The following is an 18791-nucleotide window of genomic DNA, read 5'->3' on the forward strand; positions in this document are numbered from 1 at the left end:
GACGCCCTTTAACCTAATTTGCGGTTCCGAAGTCGTCGCCACGACTGTAAAATGGGAACATACACAGAACAAAATGAGTATTCACAGCCTGTGGACGGGTTCTAACGCCTTGATTTCAACGGAATGGTTAACAGGCCGCCCTCTCCCGATGGGAGAGGGCTTGAGCCTCCAAGAGCGAAGCGATTGGAACAGGCGAAAGGGTGAGGGTTCGCGGGTGAAGTCGGCCGAAGGCCGTGGCTAAGCGTCAACGCAACGGCTTACGCCGACTGACAGGACAAGCCCCTCACCCTTTCGCTTGGCGGATCGCCTTCGGCTCTCCGAAGCTCAAACCCTCTCCCGCCGGGAGAGGGTCAGTCGCCCCTGAAATAAACACCAGACGGCCTGTAAGCCGGGTTCTGTTCCGCTCGAAAGCGGCGACGATCATTCCTCTGGGCCGCCCATTGCTGGACGGCTCTCGCGACCTACCCGGACATCTGGGGCGGTGAACCCTGCGGGGCAAGCCCCGCGCGATGTCCCTATTTGGTCTTGCTCCAGGCGGGGCTTGCCATGCCGTCGACGTTGCCGCCGACGCGGTGGGCTCTTACCCCACCCTTTCACCCTTCCCTGAGCCGAAGCCCAGGCGGTTTGCTTTCTGTGGCGCTGTCCCTCGGGTCGCCCCGGGCGGGCGTTACCCGCCGCCTTTTCACCGTGGAGCCCGGACTTTCCTCGACAGGAGCAAGCCCCCGCCGCGACCGCCCGGCCGTCTGGCGAGCGCTAGATGCGCGCGATAGGGCGCCGCGTCAATCCAGAACGCCGGTGACGCTCTCGACCGAGGCCAGTTGCAGCAGCCCCACCAGACGCGCGCGCGTCTCGCCGTCGGCCACGCCGTCGACGCGATCCGGCCGCCAGTGGCGCTGGAAAGCCTCGACCGTCAGGCGCGTCTCGTCGTCATAGGCGCCGCCCGGCTGCAGCCCATAGCCCAGCCGATGCAGGCCCGAGCGCAGGACGATGACGCCCAGCCCCTCGTCTCCCGGCGACAGGGACGCGCCCAGGGCGCCGATGCGTTCCGGCGCCGGGTCGAACCACAGGCCGTGCCCGGCCTCGGCCAGACGCTTCCAGGGGAACAGCTCGCCCGGATCCTGCTTGCGCTCGGGCGCCATGTCGGAGTGGCCGATGATGCGGGCGTCGGGGATGGACCAGCGGGTGCGGATGTCGCCGACCAGGGCGATCACCGCCTCGATCTGCGGCTCGGGGAACAGGCGATAGCCGAACTCATGGCCCGGATTGACGATCTCGATGCCAATGGAGGCGGCGTTGACGTCCGTCTCGCCCTGCCAGGCGCCGCGTCCGGCGTGCCAGGCCCGGCGTTCTTCCGGCACCAGACGCAGGACGGTGCCGTCCTCGTCCACGACATAGTGGGCGGAAACCTTGGCCTCGGGGTCGCGCAGGCGCGCGATCGCCGCCTCGGCCGTCTCCATGCCGGTATAGTGCAGCACCAGCATGTCCGGCGGGCCGCGCCGGGCGTCGAAGTTCGGAGAAGGCGCGTCGGTGAAGGCGGTCATGAGGGGCCGATCAGCGCCCCTCTTTTTCCCAGCCGTAGGCCACCCAGGTGTCGCCGACCTTGCGGGCGTCGATCACGCCGTCATCGCGACGGCGACGGGCGGTCATGGCGCGGCGGGCGCGCAGGGCGAAACCGGCGAAGAAGACCAGCACGCCGGCCACCAGGGCGATCATGGCCACGGCGGCGGCGGTGAAGACCGCCAGCAGGGCGCCCACGGTCACGGCCAGCGCCGTGGCGATCAGGCCCGCCACCCAGACGAAGGGCGCCAACAGGCCGGAACCGGGCCGACGGCGCGCGTTGAAACCCAGCTGGCCCATCGGGTCGGAGTTGATCATGAACTCAAAGCCTCTCTCAGCGTCCTGATGAACGCCTGAAGCGACAATGTCGGCCCATCAACATGAACGGTCAATGGACTGCGACATCACGCACCAGTCACTTTTGCTGATCGGGACGCGCCTCAGAAGGCGGGCTGGTCCGCCAGAACCACCGCCCCACCGCTGCGCATCCGGTCCGTCTCGACCCGGTTCAGCATGGCCTGCGCGGCCGGATCGCCCATCACCTGACCGACCTTGACCATGGCCTCGGCCGCCTGTCCCGAGGCGCCGAAGGCGGTCGCCAGCGCTTCCCACGGCGTCTGCGGCTGCGGGAAGCGCTTGAAGCGGACCACGTCGGACGACGGGATCTTGGCCAGCTGGCGCGCCTTGGCCACGGCCTCTTCCAGACCGCCCAGCTGATCGACCAGACCCAGGCCGTGGGCCTGGGCGCCGGTCCAGACGCGGCCCTTGGCGATCTCGCGCACGCGCTCGACCGGCAGCTTGCGGCCCTTGGCGACGCGGGCGACGAACTCTTCGTAGATGCGGTCCATCGAGGCGGCGAAGGCCGCGCGCTGGCCCTGATCGAAGCCTTGCACCGGCGAGAAGGCGTCAGCGTAGTCGCCGCCGACCGACAGGCCGCGCATGTCGACGCCGAAACGGCCCAGCGCATCAGCCAGCACGAACTTGCCGCCGAAGACGCCGATCGAGCCGGTCAGGGTCGAGGGCTGGGCCACGATCCAGTCGGCCTCCGAACTGATCCAGTAGCCGCCCGACGCGGCATAGGCGCCCATCGACACAACCACCGGCTTGCCCGCCGCCTTGGCCGCGCGCACGGCGGCCAGCACTTGCTCGGATGCCTCCGGCGAGCCGCCCGGCGACGAGACGCGGAAGACGATGGCCTTGACGTCCTTGTCCTCGATGGCGGCGTAGATGGCGCGCGCCGTGTCGTCTGAACGGATCATGGCGCCGCCGCCGAAGGGCGAGTCATTGGCGCCGCGACCGGTCATGATGGCGCCCTCGCCGCCGACGATGGCGATGGCCGACTTGGCCGAGCCCGAGCCCGAGGTCGTGCGCGTCCCCTTCATCGAGGCGTATTCGCCGAACTTGACGATCTTGGCGTCCTTGCCCGCCTTTTCCTTGGCGGCGTTTTCGGCTTCCTCGACCTGACCGATCTTGTCGACCAGCTTCAGCGACAGGGCCTGATCGGCCGAATAGGGACCGGCTTCGATGACGGTCTTCAGGGCCTCGGGCGTGGTCTTGCGGTCGCGGGCGATGTTGGCGATGGCGCTGTCGTGGATCGAACCCATCCAGGCCAGCATGGCCTCGCGGTGCGGGGCGGTGAAGTCGCTCTGCGTATATTCGTTGACGGCGTTCTTGTATTCATAGCGCTGTTCGAAGTCGGCCTTGACGCCATACTTCTGGAAGGCGCGGCCCAGGAAGACGCTGTCCGCCGCCAGACCCACGGCCTGGAAGTTGGCCGTGTTCTGCAGCCACAGCTGATCGGCGCTGGAGGCGACCATATAGCTGGACATCACCGCGCCCACGGGCATGAAGCCCTGGCTGTGCGCGATCACCGTCTTGCCCGAAGCGCGGAAGCGGGCGATCGCCTGACGCACTTCATCAGCCGAGGCGGGCGTCATGCCGGCTTCGGGCGCGCGCACCAGCAGAACCTTGACGTTGTCGTCGGCCGCCGCCTGAGCCAGCACGTCCACGACCTGAATCACCGAAAGGCTGGGGCTGCCGAAGGCCGCAAAGGGGTTGGTCGGCGTCTGGTCCGTCAGCCCGCTGCGCAGGTCCAGCTCCAGCACCGTATGGGCGGGGGTCGAAGGCTTGGACGCGCCGGCCGCCATGGCGAAGAAGATCAGCGCCACCACCGGCAACACGACGAAGAAGGCCACAAGCCCGGCGAAAACGCCCAGCATGGTGAGGAAGAACTGCTTCATGGGAAGGCGTGCGTCCAGGATCGCGGCCAGAGGCGGCCGAGCGCGAGGATAAAGCCCCCGCCCGCCGCGTCAAATGAACGGACGGTAATGAACCAAATCAAAAAACCCTCTCCCGGTGGGAGAGGGCTTGAGCCTCCAGGAGCCGAAGGCGATTGGCTAAGGCGAAAGGGTGAGGGTTCGCGGTTGAAGTCGACCGAAGGTCGTGGCTGACCATCAATGCGACGGCTCACGCCGACTGACAGGACAAGCCCCTCACCCTTTCGCGCCAGAACGACGGCTCCGCCGCCGTGCGCTCAATCCCTCTCCCATCGGGAGAGGATCGCTTTAATCACCGCCCGATATCGTACGTCCCGCTGATGTCGATACGCACCGACAGCTCCCCTGCCGAAACCGGGGTCGAGGCGCCGGCGTCCATCGAGGCGGCGCGGGCGTACATCATCGGCGGACGCACATCAGGCACATAGCCGCCGCCCTCGGTCAGAGAGCGCACCTGCCCCAACTGCACGCCCATCGCTTGAGCGTACAGACGCGCCTTGTCCTGCAGGGCGCGCACGGCCAGCACGCGGGCCTGATCCTCAGCCGCCTTGGCGTCCTTCAGGCCGAAGCTGATGCCGTCGATCTGGTTGACGCCCGCGCCGACCACGGCGTCGGCGGTCGTGCCGACCTTGGTCAGATCGTTGATGACCACGGTGACGCGGTTCGAGGCCTGATAGCCGCGCAGCTTGGGCGATTCGTTCTGCTGATAGTCGTATTGCGCCGACAGGTTCAGACCCGAGGTCTGGATGTCGCGCTCGGCGATCCCGGCGCGGCGCAGGGCGGCGATGACGCGGGTCATCTGCTGGGCGTTCTGAGCCATGGCCTCCTGCGCCGTCGCGGCGTCGGTCACCACGCCGAAGTTGATTGTCGCCTGATCCGGCGCGACCTTGACCTCGCCATAAGCCGACAGGTTCAAGGCGGGTTGTTGGGCCATGGCGTGCACCTGCATCGGAGAAGCGCCGCCGGGCTGGGATTGAGCAGATGCGACGGCCGGCGCCGCCAAGGTCATCAGGGCCGTGCCCAACATCAGGGCGCGTGCGGTGCGGGTCATGGGGAGGTCTCCGTCGAATTCATTCCAGCAGGCGCGTTCGCCAGCCACGACCGAACTTAGCCGTTTCAAGCTGAACAAACGCAAAATACCCCCGTGCAGGTTCCGTTCATCCGCGTGAAAAGCGTGACAGGCGCAAGGCGGCTTTGCAGCAGCGGCGACGCCTGCTAGGCACAGGCTTCTGTAGTGCTTCGCGGCGCGTGATCAGCCGCCCGGGGGCGTGTAGCTCAATGGTTAGAGCCGACCGCTCATAACGGTCTGGTTGGGGGTTCGAGTCCCTCCACGCCCACCACATACGAACGCCGCTGTTCAAGGACGCTCCATGCCCGCCCTGCTGCTCGCCGCCCTTCTGGCCGTCGCCGCCCCCTCGCCCGACTTCGAGACGCTGGAGCCGGTTCCGGCGGCGGCTCAGGGCGAGGCCATCCCCGCCTGCACCGCCGATCGCCGCTGGTGCGCCCTGATCGAGGCGAGTGAAACCGACGAACAGTTGGTGCTGCGCCTGTATGACGGCCTGCCCAGCGGCCGGGCGCCCGTGGCGTCCCGCAGCATTGAAAGCGAAGTCTCCGAAGGCTTCTGGAAGCCCGGCGCCATCCTGCGCCGCGCCGGAAGCGACGAGATCATCCTCGGCGCCGACATGGAGCTTCAGGCCATGTATTCGGGGGGCGGCGGCATGTCGTCCCATCGGACGTTGGTCCGCTTCATCCCCGGCCAGACGCCGCAGGAAATCCTGAGCGTCCCCCTGTCCGGTTCGCTGATGATCCGCGCCTGCTTCGGCGAAGAAGACATGAAACAGCGCGCCGGCGCCTGCCACGATGAATATGAGTTCGAGGCCGAACTGAAGACTGACGGCGACGCCTTTCCGCCGCGCCTGACCTATGCCTCGACCGCGACCACCTTCCCCGGCCGGGTGTCGCGCAATGAGGACTCGCTGGCCAACCCGCCGCTGAAGCCGAAGGATCTGGTCAAGGCGATCGACGCCGAATGCAGCGTGCAGCGCGTCTTCACTTTCGATCCGGCATTGAGCGCCTATGTTCCCGACGCGCCCCTGCCTGACTGCGGCGACTATACTGTTCCTTGAGACTGCGTTGAGCTTCGCCTGATGTCCTATGTCGCCCGTGACGACCGCCCCGCCGACAAGGCCGAACGCTATGTCGAGGTCGAGGCCGAGATTCTGGCCGTGCTGGACGGCGAGCCGAACCTGACGGCGCGCATGGCCACCGTCGCCTCGATGCTGGCGGACGCCTTCCCCGCCTTCTTCTGGACCGGCTTCTACGTCGTGGATGCGGACAAGGGCGATGAACTGGTCGTCGGCCCGTATCAGGGCACGCTGGGCTGTCTGCGCATTCCGTTCGGGCGCGGCGTCTGCGGCGCGGCGGCGAAGACGCGCCAGACTCAGGTGGTTGAAGACGTCCACGCCTTCCCCGGCCACATCGCCTGCGACAGCCGCTCGGCCAGCGAGATCGTGGTCCCGGTGCTGGACGCGGCAGGCGAGTTGATCGCGGTGCTGGACGTGGACGCGACCGAAAAGGCCGCCTTCGACGCCGTGGACGCGGCGGCGCTGGAACGGCTGATGAGCAGGGTGTTCGGCGCAGGGTGAAGCCCTTCCCCTCTCCCGGCGGGAGAGGGCTTGAGCGCACGAGAGCGCAGCGATCGTTCTTGCGCGAAAGGGTGAGGGGCTTGTCCCATCAGTCGGCGTAAGCCGTCGCATCGATGGCCAGCTACGGCCTACGGCCGACTTCACCCGTGAACCCTCACCCTTTCGCCTTCGCCAATCGCCTCCGGCTCTTGGAGGCTCAAGCCCTCTCCCATCGGGAGAGGGTTCCGACACGACGCCTGCCTGCACCCGTGCTACCTCCCCTTCATGCGGATCGGAATCGACTTCGGCGGCACCAAGATCGAGGCGGCGGCGCTGGATGCGTCCGGGGCCTTCGCCGCGCGCATTCGTCAGCCCAACCCCGGAACCTATGACGCCGCCATCAACCTCGTCGCCGACCTGATCTGGCGGGTCGAGGCCGAGGTCGGCACCGCGCAATCGGTCGGTCTGGCCATTCCCGGCTCGCCCTCGCCGCGCACCGGCCTGATCCGCAACGCCAACTCCACCTATCTGAACGACCGCCCTCTAGCCGAGGATCTGCAGGCTGCGCTGAACCGCCCGGTGCGGCTGGCCAATGACGCCAACTGTCTGGCCCTGTCCGAGGCCGCCGACGGCGCAGGCGCGGGCGCGGCGAGCCTGTTCGGCGTCATCCTGGGCACCGGCTGCGGCGGCGGACTGGTCATCGACGGCACGCTCGTAGAGGGGGCGCACGCCGTCGCCGCCGAGGTCGGCCACATCTCCCTGCCCTGGCCCTCGGCGGAGGAAGCGCCCGGCCCCGCCTGCTGGTGCGGTCTGAACGGCTGTCTGGAGACATGGATTTCCGGCACCGGCTTCCAGCGCGATCATGAAGCCGCGACCGGCCGGGCGTGGAAGGCGCAGGCCATCGTGGACACCGCCCGCGCGGGCGACGCGCAGTCCGCCGCCGCGTTGGACCGCTACATCGACCGGCTTGGGCGCGGACTGGCCATGGTGATCAATCTGGCCGACCCGGAGGTCTTCGTGCTGGGCGGCGGGATGTCGAACGTGGGCGAGCTTTACGACCGCCTGCCCGCCGTCGTGGCCCGCCATGTCTTCTCCGACCACTGGGACGGGCGGATCGTCCCGGCGAAGTGGGGCGATTCCTCGGGCGTGCGCGGCGCCGCGCGACTGTGGGACGCCTGATCCCCGATTGCCTGATCTCCGATTGATTGGGCCGCACGCCCCGCTATGGTCCGCGCCGAACCGACAGGAGCAGGAAGCATGAGCCAGAGAGTCGTCGCGATCACCGGCGGATACGGCGCCCTTGGCCGGGCGGTCGTCGAGGCGGCGCAGGTGCGCGGCCTGTCGGTCGCCGTCATCGGCCGCACTCCGCCGCTCCAGCCGAACCCCCATGTCTTCGAGATCAACGGCGTCGACCTGACCGACCCTGCTCAGGCCAAGGCCGCAATCGAGGCCGTGGCCGCCCATTTCGGCCGTCTGGACGCCCTGCTGAACATCGCGGGCGGCTTCGTGTGGAGCCCCGTCGAAGGCGACGGCGACGAATTCGACCGGATGCACGCCCTCAACGTCAAGACGACGCTGAACGCCAGCCGCGCCGCCCTGCCCCATCTGAAAGCTTCAAGCGAAGGCCGCATCGTCAACATCGGCGCCAATGGGGCGATCAAGGCCGGGCACGGCATGGGCGCCTACGCCGCGTCCAAGGCCGGGGTCCACCGCCTGACCGAGGCCCTGGCCGAGGAACTGAAGTCGACTTCGGTGACAGTCAACGCCGTCCTGCCCTCCATCATCGACACGGCGGCCAACCGCGCCGACATGCCGGACGCCGATCCGTCGAAATGGGTCGCGCCCGCCGATCTGGCCGCCGTCATCCTGTTCCTGGCCTCGCCCGAGGCGCGGGCGGTGACCGGCGCCCTGATCCCCGTCACGGGCAAGGTCTGATGCGCGCGCGCAGCGTCCTCTACCTGCCCGCCTCGAACGCGCGAGCCGTCGAGAAGGCCCGCACCCTGCCCTGCGACGTGGCGGTGCTTGATCTGGAAGACGCCGTCGCGCCCGAAATGAAGGCCGAGGCCCGCGCAGCCGCCGTCGCGGCGGCGCATGAGGGCGGCTTCGGCCCGCGTCTCGGCGTGCGGATCAACGGTCTGGACACGCCGTGGGGCGCCGACGACCTGAAGGCCCTGAAGAGCGCCCCCGTCGACCTGATCGTCGCGCCCAAGGTCGAGAGCGCGGCCATGGTCCAAGCCCTGTCGGCGGCGCTGCGCCCCGGCGTCGATCTGTGGGCCATGATCGAGACGCCGCGCGCCTTGGTGGAGCTTGGCGACATCGCCGGGGCGGACGGCGCGCTGAGCGGCCTGATGCTGGGCGTCAACGATCTGGCCAAGGATCTGAAGACCGGCCCCGCGCCGGATCGCGAACCGCTGAAACCGTGGCTGGCGGCCGTCGTGGCCCATGCCCGCGCCAACAGTTTGAGCGCCATCGACGGCGTGTTCAACCGCATCAAGGACGAGGCCGGTTTCGCCGCCGAGTGCGCGCAGGGGCGGCTGTACGGCTTCGACGGCAAAAGCCTGATCCATCCCTCGCAAATCGAGGGAGCCAACGCCGCCTTCGGCCCGTCTCCCGCCGAGATCGAATGGGCGCGCAAGGTCGTGGCCGCCTTCGCCGCGCCCGAAGCTGCCAGTCTGGGCGTCATCCGCGTCGAGGGCGAGATGGTGGAGCGGCTGCATCTGCACGCAGCCGAAACGCTTCTGGCCGACCTCACTATCCGCTCATCCCGGCGGAGGCCGGGACCCAGTGAGAGCAACGCGCTCCGCATCCAGCCATAAGGGGGCGCTGGATCAAACCTGTGCGTTTGAAGCCAAAGCACTGGGTCCCGGCCTCCGCCGGGATGAGCGGTCGTGGGGGTGGCGCCTTGTCACCGCAGACCTTAGACAACCCTCATGACCGCACCGCTTCCGCCCCTGTCGAAAATCCGCGCCTGGGTCTGTGCGCCGGGGGTGCTGAAGGTGCCGTTCCTGTCCGCCTTCCTGCCCGATTACGACCTGTCCGCCCTGCCGGGATCGTCGATCGAGGCCGTCCTCGGCTGGGGCATGAAGCCGACGGCGGAAGCCGGGCGACGCTGGGCGGCCAAGCACGGCAAACCCTACATCGCGCTGGAGGACGGCTTCCTGCGCTCGGTCGGGATCGGCGAGAGCGGGGCGACCAGCCTGAGCCTGATCGTCGATGATCTGGGCGTCTATTACGACGCCACCCGGCCCAGTCGGCTGGAGCAACTGATCCAGACCGCCCCAGACTGGTGCGACGCCGCCATGAAGGCCCGCGCGCGCGGTCTGATCGACCGCATCGTCGCCTCCGGCGTGTCCAAGACCAATATGGGCGGGCCGCTCGACGCCGCCCTGCTGAAGCCCGGCCGCCGGGTGCTGATCGTGGACCAGACCTTGGGCGACGCCTCCATCGGCTATGGACTGGCCAGCGAGCAGAGCTTCTCCGACATGCTGGCCACCGCCCGGCGCGACGAGCCGGACGCCCAGCTGATCGTCAAACGCCACCCCGCCGTGGCCGCAGGGCGCAAGCAGGGCTGCATCCCGGCGGACCAGCTTCAGGGCGTCACCCTGATCGACACCGACGTGCGGCCCGCCGATCTGCTGGCGGCGGTGGATGCGGTCTATGTCGTGACCTCGGCGCTGGGGTTCGAGGCCCTGCTGCGCGGCCTGCCGGTACGTTGCTTCGGCGCCCCCTTCTATTCGGGCTGGGGGCTGACGACGGACGCCGTCCAGACCGGCCGGCGCGGCGCCCTGCGTGATCTGGAGCAGGTCGCGGCGGCGGCGCTGATCGCCTACACCCGCTATGTCGATCCCGTCACCGGCCAGCGATGCGAGGCGGAACAGGCGCTGGAACGGCTGATCGCCCTGCGCGACCGCGCCGACCGGCTGGCGGGCGACTGGGCCGCCGTCGGCTTCGCCCCGGCCAAGCGGCCGCCGGTGCGCCGCCTGCTGAACTCGCCCAAGGGCCGCGTCCGCTACTTCTGGCGCTCATCCGCCGCCGTCGCCCATGCACGGGCTACGGGCGGCAGACTGATCTGGTGGGCCGGCAAGGAGACGCCGCAGATCCGCGCCGCCGCCGACGCCTTCGAGGGGCCGGTCGTGCGCATGGAGGACGGCTTCATCCGCTCGCGCGGGCTGGGGTCCGACTTCTTCGGCGCCCTGTCGGTCGCGCTGGACGATCAGGGCGTCTACTACGATCCGACCCGGCCCAGCCGTCTGGAAAGCCTGATCGAGGCGGGCGAGCCTTCGCCGGATCAGGCCGCGCGGGCGGAAGCCCTGCGCGCCCGCGTGGTCGAGGCGGGCCTGTCGAAATACAATCTGAAGGGGGCGGGCGTCCCGGCGCACTGGCAGACCGACAGGCCGATCCTGCTGGTCGTCGGTCAGGTGGAGAACGACCGCTCGATCCTGATGGGCTGCGGGCCAGACTTGCGCACCAACTCCGGCCTGGTGAAGGCGGCGCGGGCGGATCATCCGGATGCCTTCCTCATCTATCGCAACCACCCGGACGTGACGGCGGGCAACCGGCCCGGCCTGCTGGACCATGCGGCGATGGAGGAGGTCGACGCCTCGGCCGACGATCTGGACATCGTGGACTGCCTGAACGCCTGCGACCGGCTGGCGACCCTGACTTCCCTGACCGGATTCGAGGCCCTGATGCGGGGCAAGCCGGTCAGCGTCTATGGCCGTCCCTTCTATGCCGGATGGGGCCTGACCGACGACCGGCTGGCGTTTGATCGCCGCACCCGTCGCGCCAGTCTGCAAAGCCTGATCCACGCCGCCCTGATCGGCTATCCGGTCTATGTCACGCCGGATGGCTGGCCGTGCGAGGCCGAGGATCTGGTCGAGGCCCTGATCGCCGCGCGCGACCATCCCCTGCCCGCCCCGCCGCGCGGCCGCATCAATCGGTGGTGGCGCGGCATAAAGGCCAGTCTCGACCGCAGCCTTCCCCCGGCCTATTGAGGGCGTTCGTCATCGCTACGGACCGAGTCCGGCTCGCGAGGCGCCCGAACTTCGCCGCGAGGCGCTGACATAAGGCTTGTCGAGCGCCGGGGACTCCCTGTTCCCTCATGCAGCGAGGCGCCGCGCGCCGAGCGTTAGGGAACTATACAGTGCAAAAAGCCGTCATCTCCGCCACCAGCCTGTTCACGCCGGAACAGTCGATCTCGAACGAGGAGCTGGTCGGCGCCTACAACGCCTGGGCGGAGAGCTGGAACGCCGCCAACGCCGCGGCCATCGCCGCCGGAGAGGTCGAGGCCAAGACGCCCTCGTCCGAAGCCTTCATCGAAAAGGCCTCGGGCATCAAGGCGCGCTATGTCATGGACAAGTCGGGCATTCTCGACCCCGAGCGGATGCTGCCGCACCTGGCGGCGCGCGGCGACGACGAACTGTCCATCCTGGCCGAAATGGCGGTGAAAGCCGCCGAGGACGCCATCCGGGCCTGGGGCAAGCCGGTCAGCGAGATCGGCGCCGTCATCTGCGCCGCGTCGAACATGCAGCGCCCCTACCCCGCCATGGCCATCGAGGTGCAGCAGGCGCTGGGGATCGAGGGCTTCGCCTTCGACATGAACGTGGCGTGCAGCTCGGCCACCTTCGGCATCAAGACGGCGGCGGACTTCGTGGCCTCCGGCTCGGTCAAGGCCGTGCTGATGGTGAACCCGGAAATCTGCTCGGCGCACCTGAACTTCAAGGATCGCGACAGCCACTTCATCTTCGGCGACGTCGCCACCGCCGTCATCATCGAGGCCGAGGATCAGGCCGGGCCCGGCGGCTGGGATATTCTGGGCACGAAGCTGCAGACCAGCTTCTCCAACAACATCCGCAACAATTTCGGCTTCCTGAACCGCGCCGCCCTGCCTACCGACGGGCATGAGCCGGTGTCGTCGGACGGCCTGACCGACAAGATGTTCGTCCAGCATGGCCGCAAGGTGTTCAAGGAGGTGGTGCCGATGGTCTCGACCATGATCCTGGACCACGCCGCCGAGCTGAAGCTGGACACCCACGGGCTGAAGCGGCTGTGGCTGCACCAGGCCAACATCAACATGAACACCCTGATCGCGCGCAAGGTGCTGGACCGCGAACCGGCGCCCGAAGAGAACGTCATCATCCTGGACGATTACGCCAACACGTCCTCGGCCGGCTCGATCATCGCCTTCCACCTGCACCATGACGGGTTCGCGCCCGGAGAGGCTGGTCTGATCTGCAGTTTCGGTGCAGGTTATTCAGCGGGAACGGTTTTTGTCCGCAAACGCGCCTGAAAAAGGTTAATGCATACCTTTGTTCCGGGACCCCCTTGCACTGTTCGCGTTTTTTTGCAAATCGTATCGCCTTGTCGGGAACCAGGGGGAGGATATGCCCGCATGATTCAGACAGACTTCACATCGCCCTGGGCTGAAAAGCTGAAAGATCCGCTGGCGCACGACGTGGCCACGGTGCTGCAACGCATGGGCGGCGCGGCCCATCAGGATATCGTGGTCGACTGCGTCGCCGCCCTGAAACGCCAGCGCGGCGAGTCCGTGACGCAGGACCTGAAGACCCGCGTCATCGAGGTGTTCGAGCGTTATCGCGACTTCTTCTTCCGCCCCTTCGGCGAAGGCTCGATGCGCTGGGCGCTGAAGGCGGAACCGGCCTGATCCAGCCCTGACGGCAGGACAGCCAACGAAAAGGCCCGCTCTGTCGCCAGAGCGGGCCTTCGTCGTTTCAGGGCGCCAGACCCTGAGGTCGCGACGCCTTAGAAGCGGCGGATGTAGCTGAGCGAGTAGGCGTCAGCTTCGCCGCGATCGTCGCGGAAGTCGCGGCGGGTCCAGTCGGCGCGCACGCCGTTGACGCCGTCCAGGTAGTAGTTGGCGCCGACGCCATAGTTCCAGCTGTCGCCGCCGACCTTGGTGTTGGCGTTGACCAGGTCCTGCTTCAGCTCGGTGTGGCCGTAGCCGCCGCGAGCGAACAGCTCCAGCTTGTCGCCGACCGGGTATTTGCCGACGACGTAACCGGCGGCGTCCCACTCATGCTTGATCTTGCCGTCGACGCCGCCGACGGTGATGTCCTTGTTCTTCACGCCGACACCGACTTCGGTTTCCAGCGCGAAATAGCGGTTCAGGTTGACGCCAAGGCGGCCGCTGACGGCGCCGGTCTGGGCGGCGTCGCCCTCCATATGAGTATAGCCCAGCGAGCCATAGCCACGCGATTCAGGATTCGATTGAGCAAAGGCCGGTGCAGCCAGAACAGACATAGCGGCGGCGGCGAGAAGAACGTTACGCATTATTTCAAACTCCTTGGATGATGTGACTTCTTTGGTCACATGCCCCATCTGACACAGGGATAAATGGCGACGACTGCCTGTGCGTTCCATAGGTCAGATGCGGAACCATCATGAATGTTGCGGAAAATCCACACACACTGTTACATGAACGCCTCAGTAAAGAAGGGCGCGCCCCACAGGAGCGCGCCCTGACAGGCTTTCGTCCGTTTCCGGATCAGAAGCGGCGGACGTAGTTCACCGAATAGACGTCGACCTTGCCTGCATCGTCGCGGAACTCACGGCGGGTCCAGTCGCCGCGCAGGCCGTTCTGGGCGTCGAAGAAATAGTTGGCGCCCGCGCCATAGTTCCAGCTTTCGCCGTCAGCCTTGCGCTCGACGCCGGCCAGTTCAGCCTTCATGCGGGTGGTGCCGTAACCGCCGCGCGCGAACAGTTCGAAGTTCGGCGTCACCGGCACCGTGCCGACCACATAGGCGGCCAGATCATAGTCGTGCTCGATCTTGCCCTTGGCCCCGGCGATGGTGAATTTGTCATCGCGAACGCCGATCGAGCCTTCGCCCTCGACGCCGAGGTAGGGATTGAACCTGGCGCCCAGACGGCCGGTGATCGCGCCCAGGTCGCCATCGGAATGGTCCAGCTGCGAATAACCGAGCGTGCCGTAATAGGTCGGGCCGCCCGGCTGCATCACCTGCGCCGCAGCCGGCAGGGCGAAAGCAGAAAGGGCGGCGGCGGCGAGAATAACTTTACGCATGAGCTTCACTCACTCCTTGTTGCGATGAACAGGACAGGCCTGACCACCTTGCGGAGAAACAAAGCATGGGCGCGAAGCGGCGTTCCCTGTGCTTGATGAAGCTTTCAATGACTGTGCGAGCGGAAGCACACACCGCGTTCCGTCAAGAATGACTATTCCATGACATGAAAAAGGCGGATGATTTCTTGGCCGTCATTTCGTGAGGGACGGCGAAGGGCAGGAAAGAAGCGCGCCCGCCTCACCCTCCCCGTCCCGGGGAGGGTGGCTGAGCCCGACAGGGCGAAGTCGGGTGGGGGCGGCAAGGCTGATCAAGCGCCGAGGGCCGATCACCTGGCCCTCCCCACCCGGTTGCTTCGTAACCACCCTCCCCGGGACGGGGAGGGAAAGGTTGAGCCTCAGCGGTCTTTTTCGCGTTCTTCGCCGGAGCGGGCGGCCAGCGCCGCCTGCGCCGCCGCGAGGCGCGCGATCGGCACGCGGTAGGGCGAGCAGGAGACGTAATCCAGCCCGACCTCTTCGCAGAAGGCGATCGACGAGGGGTCGCCGCCGTGCTCGCCGCAGATGCCCATCTTCATGCCCGGCTTGGCGCCGCGGCCGCGTTCCTCGGCGATGCGGATCAGGTCGCCCACGCCGCTCTGGTCCAGACGGACGAAGGGGTCGTTCTCGAAGATGCCCTTGTCCAGATAGGCCTGCAGGAAGTGGCCGGAATCGTCGCGGCTGATGCCGAAGGTCGTTTGGGTCAGGTCGTTGGTGCCGAAGCTGAAGAACTCGGCGTGTTCGGCCAGATCGGCGGCGCGCAGGGCGGCGCGCGGCAGTTCGACCATGGTGCCGACCAGATATTCCACGCTGTCCCCGGCGTCCGCAAAGACGGCTTTGGCCGTGCGGTCGGTCAGTTCGCGCAGATACTTCATCTCCAGCCCAAGGGCGACCAGCGGGTGCATGATCTCCGGGATCGGGGCGACGCCGGTGGCGGCCTTGACCTGCAGCGCCGCCTCAAGGATGGCGCGGACCTGCATCTCATAGATTTCCGGATAGGCCACGCCCAGACGGCAGCCCCGGTGGCCCAGCATCGGGTTGGTTTCGTGCAGTTCGCGGGCGCGGCGCTTCAGCTTGGCCGCGTCCAGCCCCTGCGTCGTCGCCAGGGCGTCGATGTCGGTGTCGGTGTGCGGGATGAACTCGTGCAGCGGCGGATCCAGCAGGCGGACCGTCACCGGCAGGCCGCTCATGATGGTAAACAGCTCGACGAAGTCGGCCTTCTGGAACGGGGCGATCTTGGCCAGGGCCACGCGGCGGCCCGCCTCGTCGTCGGCCAGGATCATCTCGCGCACGGCGGCGATGCGAGCGTCGTCGAAGAACATGTGCTCGGTGCGCGACAGGCCGATGCCCTCGGCCCCGAAGCCGCGCGCGGTCTTGGCGTCCAACGGGGTTTCAGCGTTGGCGCGGACCTTCAGGCGGCGGATGCCGTCGGCCCAGCCCATCAGGGTCTGGAAGTCGCCCGTCAGTTCCGGCTCGATCATGGCCACGGCGCCGTCCAGCACCTCGCCCTTGCCGCCGTCGATGGTGATGACCTCGCCCGCCTTGAAGGTACGGCCGCGCGCGGTGAAGGTTCCGGCCTTCTCGTCGATCGAGATTTCGCCCGCGCCCGAGACGCAGGGGCGCCCCATGCCGCGCGCCACCACCGCCGCGTGGCTGGTCATGCCGCCGCGCGCCGTGACGATGCCGCGCGCCGCGTGCATGCCGTGGATGTCCTCGGGGCTGGTCTCGTCGCGGACCAGGATGACGGCGTCGCCATTCTGACCCAGACGCTCGGCCTCATCGGCGTCGAAGACGATCTTGCCGGTCGCCGCGCCCGGCGAGGCGGGCAGGCCCGCCGCGACGACAGTGCGCGCCGCCTTGGGGTCCAGCGTCGGGTGCAGCAGTTGGTCCAGCGCCGCCGGTTCGACGCGGCTGACCGCCTCGTCCTGAGAGATAACGCCTTCAGAGGCCAGATCCACGGCGATCTTCAGCGCCGACTTGGCCGTGCGCTTGCCGTTGCGGGTCTGCAGCATCCACAGACGGCCCTGCTCGACCGTGAACTCGATGTCCTGCATGTCGCGGTAGTGGCTTTCCAGCCGCCCCACCACGTCGACGAACTGGGTGAAAACCTCGGGCATGGCCTCTTCCATCGAAGGCGCCGTCTCGCCCATCTCCTCGCGGCCCGCCTTGGTCAGGGACTGCGGCGTGCGGATGCCCGCCACCACGTCCTCGCCCTGAGCGTTGATCAGGAACTCGCCGTACAGCTTGTTCTCGCCGGTCGAGGGGTTGCGGGTGAAGGCGACGCCCGTGGCGCTCGTCTCGCCCATATTGCCGAACACCATCGACTGGACGTTGACGGCCGTACCCCAGCTTTCGGGAATGTCGTGCATGCGGCGATAGAATTTCGCCCGGTCGTTCATCCAGCTTTCGAACACGGCGCCGACCGCGCCCCACAGCTGGGCCTGCGGGTCCTGCGGGAAGGGCTGGCCCAGTTCACGCTCGACCAGAGCCTTATAGTCCGCGACCACCTTCTCCCAGTTCTCGGCGGTCAGTTCGGTGTCGACCGAGACGCCCAGACGATCCTTATGGTCGTCCAGCACCTCTTCAAAATAGTCGTGGCCCAGACCCAGCACCACGTTGGAATACATGGTGATGAAGCGGCGATAGGAATCGAAGGCGAAGCGGCGGTCGCCCGACAGCTTGGCCAGCCCCTCGACCGTCTGGTCGTTCAGGCCCAGGTTCAGGACGGTGTCCATCATGCCCGGCATGGAGGCGCGGGCGCCCGAGCGCACCGACACCAGCAGGGGGTTGGCCGCGTCGCCGAAGGTCTTGCCCACCACGCCCTCGACGTGGGCAAGGGCCGCCTTGACCTGATCGGTCAGGTCGGTCGGATAGGTTTCCTGATTGGCGTAATACCAGGTGCAGACCTCGGTGGTGATGGTGAAGCCGGGGGGCACCGGCAGGCCGAGGGACGACATCTCGGCCAGGTTCGCGCCCTTGCCGCCGAGAAGGTTCTTCATCGACGCGTCGCCGTCAGCGGACCCGCCGCCGAAGCCATACACCCACTTGGTCATTTCGCAGTTCCTGAACCGTGGTCTGTCTGCAGGCTTTGACGCCCGCATGAATGTGGAAGCGCGCGGGGCCTGCTGAGTCCCGCCCGATGCGGGCTTTCACTAGCGCGCTGCACCTGCGAAGGCGAGGCCGCAGGCGTAACAATCCGTGAGAGGATGTATCGATTTGCGCCCCCTGCCCGCCCAACCGCCGCCCAAACCCCGGAGCGGGCGAAGGAAAATGCCCGCTCCTTAATCAGATGCGGGTCTTGCCCTTTTCATCTCCGCTCATCCCGGCGGACGCCGGGACCCAGTGAGTAAGCCAAGCTGAGGCCTGACAGTGGAGCCCGGAGCCTGAAGCCAAAGCACTGGATCCCGGCGTCCGCCGGGAGGAGCGGTTGAAGGGGGCGCGCCCGCGCACACGGCCAGTCTGGCCAAAGAAAAACGCCCGCCGGTTTCCCGACGGGCGTTTTTTCCGACAGCCCTGAGTGGAGGCTCAGGACGGATCTTTTCAGGCGGCGACGGTGATCGCGCCCTCGGCGGGGTCGCGCAAGACATAGCCGCGGCCCCAGACGGTTTCGATGTAGTGCTTGCCGCCGGCGGCCGTCGCCAGCTTCTTGCGCAGCTTGCAGATGAAGACGTCGATGATCTTCAGTTCCGGCTCGTCCATGCCGCCGTACAGGTGGTTCAGGAACATTTCCTTGGTCAGGGTCGTGCCCTTACGCAGGGAGAGCAGCTCCAGCATCTGATATTCCTTGCCGGTCAGATGCACGCGGTGGCCGTTCACCTCGACCGTCTTGGCGTCCAGGTTCACCGCGATCTCGCCGGTGTGGATGATGGCCTGGGCGTGGCCCTTGGAGCGACGGACCACGGCGTGGGTGCGCGCGATCAGCTCGTCCTTGTGGAAGGGCTTGGTCAGATAGTCGTCGGCGCCGCCGCCGAAGGTCTTGACCTTGGTGTCGATCTCATGGCTGCCCGAGAGGATCATCACCGGGGTGTTGATCTTGCCGTTGCGCAGCTGGCGCAGAACCTCAAGCCCGCTCATGTCCGGCAGGTTCAGGTCCAGCAGAATGAGGTCGTAGTCATAGATCTTGCCCAGATCGATGCCTTCCTCACCCAGATCGGTCGTATAGACGTTGAAGCCTTCCGACTTGAGCATCAGTTCGATGCTTTGGGCCGTCGCGTGGTCATCTTCGATCAACAGGACGCGCATTCATGCCCCTCCAGGCAAAGC

Annotated in this window: 16 protein-coding genes, 1 tRNA gene and 1 other RNA gene; 9 read left to right on the plus strand and 9 right to left on the minus strand. The window is 67.2% G+C overall.

Annotated features, from left to right (window positions below):
• Positions 1–368: 368 nt before the first annotated feature.
• From rnpB to ABE454_RS09195, 5 genes are all read right to left on the minus strand, one after another.
• Positions 369–747: RNase P RNA component class A (rnpB, locus tag ABE454_RS09175), an RNA gene on the minus strand.
• Positions 748–779: 32 nt separating this feature from the next.
• Positions 780–1541, minus strand: a complete 762-nt coding sequence (locus ABE454_RS09180) for an N-acetylmuramoyl-L-alanine amidase (RefSeq protein ID WP_346531045.1) — start codon at positions 1539–1541, stop codon at positions 780–782.
• Positions 1542–1551: 10 nt separating this feature from the next.
• Positions 1552–1875, minus strand: coding sequence for a hypothetical protein (locus ABE454_RS09185; RefSeq protein ID WP_346531047.1), 324 nt, complete (start codon positions 1873–1875; stop codon positions 1552–1554).
• A 122-nt stretch (positions 1876–1997) separates the two neighbouring features.
• Positions 1998–3797, minus strand: coding sequence for a signal peptide peptidase SppA (gene sppA, locus ABE454_RS09190; protein WP_346531048.1), 1800 nt, complete (start codon positions 3795–3797; stop codon positions 1998–2000).
• Positions 3798–4125: 328 nt separating this feature from the next.
• On the minus strand, positions 4126–4884 hold the full coding sequence (locus ABE454_RS09195; protein WP_346531049.1) for an SIMPL domain-containing protein: 759 nt from the start codon (positions 4882–4884) through the stop codon (positions 4126–4128).
• 213 nt (positions 4885–5097) lie between these two features.
• On the opposite strand from ABE454_RS09195, the gene ABE454_RS09200 reads away from it, so the two are divergent.
• The 9 genes from ABE454_RS09200 to ABE454_RS09240 all read left to right on the plus strand — a co-directional run bounded on the left by ABE454_RS09200 (position 5098) and on the right by ABE454_RS09240 (position 13121).
• Positions 5098–5173: transfer RNA gene (locus ABE454_RS09200), tRNA-Ile, on the plus strand.
• A 30-nt stretch (positions 5174–5203) separates the two neighbouring features.
• Positions 5204–5959 carry a hypothetical protein gene (locus ABE454_RS09205; protein WP_346531050.1) on the plus strand — a complete coding sequence of 252 codons (756 nt, stop codon included), beginning with the start codon at positions 5204–5206 and terminating at the stop codon, positions 5957–5959.
• A gap of 21 nt (positions 5960–5980) precedes the next feature.
• On the plus strand, positions 5981–6478 hold the full coding sequence (locus ABE454_RS09210) for a GAF domain-containing protein (RefSeq protein WP_346531051.1): 498 nt from the start codon (positions 5981–5983) through the stop codon (positions 6476–6478).
• A 264-nt stretch (positions 6479–6742) separates the two neighbouring features.
• Positions 6743–7636, plus strand: a complete 894-nt coding sequence (locus ABE454_RS09215; RefSeq protein ID WP_346531052.1) for an ROK family protein — start codon at positions 6743–6745, stop codon at positions 7634–7636.
• Between the two features lie 78 nt (positions 7637–7714).
• On the plus strand, positions 7715–8392 hold the full coding sequence (locus ABE454_RS09220) for an SDR family NAD(P)-dependent oxidoreductase (protein ID WP_346531053.1): 678 nt from the start codon (positions 7715–7717) through the stop codon (positions 8390–8392).
• Positions 8392–9273: an HpcH/HpaI aldolase/citrate lyase family protein gene (locus ABE454_RS09225; RefSeq protein WP_346531054.1), complete on the plus strand. Its 882-nt coding sequence runs from the start codon at positions 8392–8394 to the stop codon at positions 9271–9273. Before ABE454_RS09220 ends, ABE454_RS09225 begins: the two co-directional genes overlap by 1 nt.
• Before the next feature lie 114 nt (positions 9274–9387).
• Positions 9388–11451 carry a capsular polysaccharide biosynthesis protein gene (locus tag ABE454_RS09230; protein WP_346531055.1) on the plus strand — a complete coding sequence of 688 codons (2064 nt, stop codon included), beginning with the start codon at positions 9388–9390 and terminating at the stop codon, positions 11449–11451.
• Positions 11452–11600: 149 nt separating this feature from the next.
• Positions 11601–12746 (plus strand): beta-ketoacyl-ACP synthase III, encoded by a 1146-nt coding sequence (locus ABE454_RS09235; RefSeq protein ID WP_346531057.1) that lies wholly within the window; start codon positions 11601–11603, stop codon positions 12744–12746.
• Positions 12747–12848: 102 nt separating this feature from the next.
• A complete protein-coding gene (locus ABE454_RS09240; protein ID WP_346531059.1) occupies positions 12849–13121 on the plus strand; it encodes a hypothetical protein in 273 nt (90 codons plus the stop codon).
• A 98-nt stretch (positions 13122–13219) separates the two neighbouring features.
• Here ABE454_RS09240 and ABE454_RS09245 read toward each other — a convergent pair whose 3' ends face one another.
• From ABE454_RS09245 to ctrA, 4 genes are all read right to left on the minus strand, one after another.
• Positions 13220–13747 (minus strand): porin family protein, encoded by a 528-nt coding sequence (locus ABE454_RS09245; protein ID WP_346531061.1) that lies wholly within the window; start codon positions 13745–13747, stop codon positions 13220–13222.
• A 214-nt stretch (positions 13748–13961) separates the two neighbouring features.
• A complete protein-coding gene (locus ABE454_RS09250) occupies positions 13962–14495 on the minus strand; it encodes a porin family protein (protein WP_346531062.1) in 534 nt (177 codons plus the stop codon).
• Between the two features lie 395 nt (positions 14496–14890).
• Positions 14891–17581 (minus strand): pyruvate, phosphate dikinase, encoded by a 2691-nt coding sequence (gene ppdK, locus ABE454_RS09255; protein ID WP_346531063.1) that lies wholly within the window; start codon positions 17579–17581, stop codon positions 14891–14893.
• A gap of 487 nt (positions 17582–18068) precedes the next feature.
• The gene (gene ctrA, locus ABE454_RS09260; RefSeq protein WP_003165857.1) at positions 18069–18770 is read right to left on the minus strand and encodes a response regulator transcription factor CtrA; all 702 of its coding nucleotides are present in this window, start codon (positions 18768–18770) and stop codon (positions 18069–18071) included.
• Positions 18771–18791: the final 21 nt, after the last annotated feature.

Source organism: Brevundimonas diminuta (assembly GCF_039673845.1).
Classification (GTDB): Bacteria; Pseudomonadota; Alphaproteobacteria; order Caulobacterales; family Caulobacteraceae; genus Brevundimonas; species Brevundimonas diminuta_E.

Coding starts and splice junctions, on each gene's coding strand:
- ctrA (WP_003165857.1), bottom strand. CDS start 18,770: ATGCGCGTCCTGTTGATCGAAGATGACCACGCGACGGCCCAAAGCATC.
- ABE454_RS09245 (WP_346531061.1), bottom strand. CDS start 13,747: ATGCGTAACGTTCTTCTCGCCGCCGCCGCTATGTCTGTTCTGGCTGCA.
- ABE454_RS09185 (WP_346531047.1), bottom strand. CDS start 1,875: ATGATCAACTCCGACCCGATGGGCCAGCTGGGTTTCAACGCGCGCCGT.
- ABE454_RS09205 (WP_346531050.1), top strand. CDS start 5,204: ATGCCCGCCCTGCTGCTCGCCGCCCTTCTGGCCGTCGCCGCCCCCTCG.
- ABE454_RS09195 (WP_346531049.1), bottom strand. CDS start 4,884: ATGACCCGCACCGCACGCGCCCTGATGTTGGGCACGGCCCTGATGACC.
- ABE454_RS09180 (WP_346531045.1), bottom strand. CDS start 1,541: ATGACCGCCTTCACCGACGCGCCTTCTCCGAACTTCGACGCCCGGCGC.
- ABE454_RS09230 (WP_346531055.1), top strand. CDS start 9,388: ATGACCGCACCGCTTCCGCCCCTGTCGAAAATCCGCGCCTGGGTCTGT.
- ABE454_RS09220 (WP_346531053.1), top strand. CDS start 7,715: ATGAGCCAGAGAGTCGTCGCGATCACCGGCGGATACGGCGCCCTTGGC.
- ABE454_RS09210 (WP_346531051.1), top strand. CDS start 5,981: ATGTCCTATGTCGCCCGTGACGACCGCCCCGCCGACAAGGCCGAACGC.
- ABE454_RS09225 (WP_346531054.1), top strand. CDS start 8,392: ATGCGCGCGCGCAGCGTCCTCTACCTGCCCGCCTCGAACGCGCGAGCC.
- ABE454_RS09250 (WP_346531062.1), bottom strand. CDS start 14,495: ATGCGTAAAGTTATTCTCGCCGCCGCCGCCCTTTCTGCTTTCGCCCTG.
- ABE454_RS09240 (WP_346531059.1), top strand. CDS start 12,849: ATGATTCAGACAGACTTCACATCGCCCTGGGCTGAAAAGCTGAAAGAT.
- ppdK (WP_346531063.1), bottom strand. CDS start 17,581: ATGACCAAGTGGGTGTATGGCTTCGGCGGCGGGTCCGCTGACGGCGAC.
- ABE454_RS09215 (WP_346531052.1), top strand. CDS start 6,743: ATGCGGATCGGAATCGACTTCGGCGGCACCAAGATCGAGGCGGCGGCG.
- sppA (WP_346531048.1), bottom strand. CDS start 3,797: ATGAAGCAGTTCTTCCTCACCATGCTGGGCGTTTTCGCCGGGCTTGTG.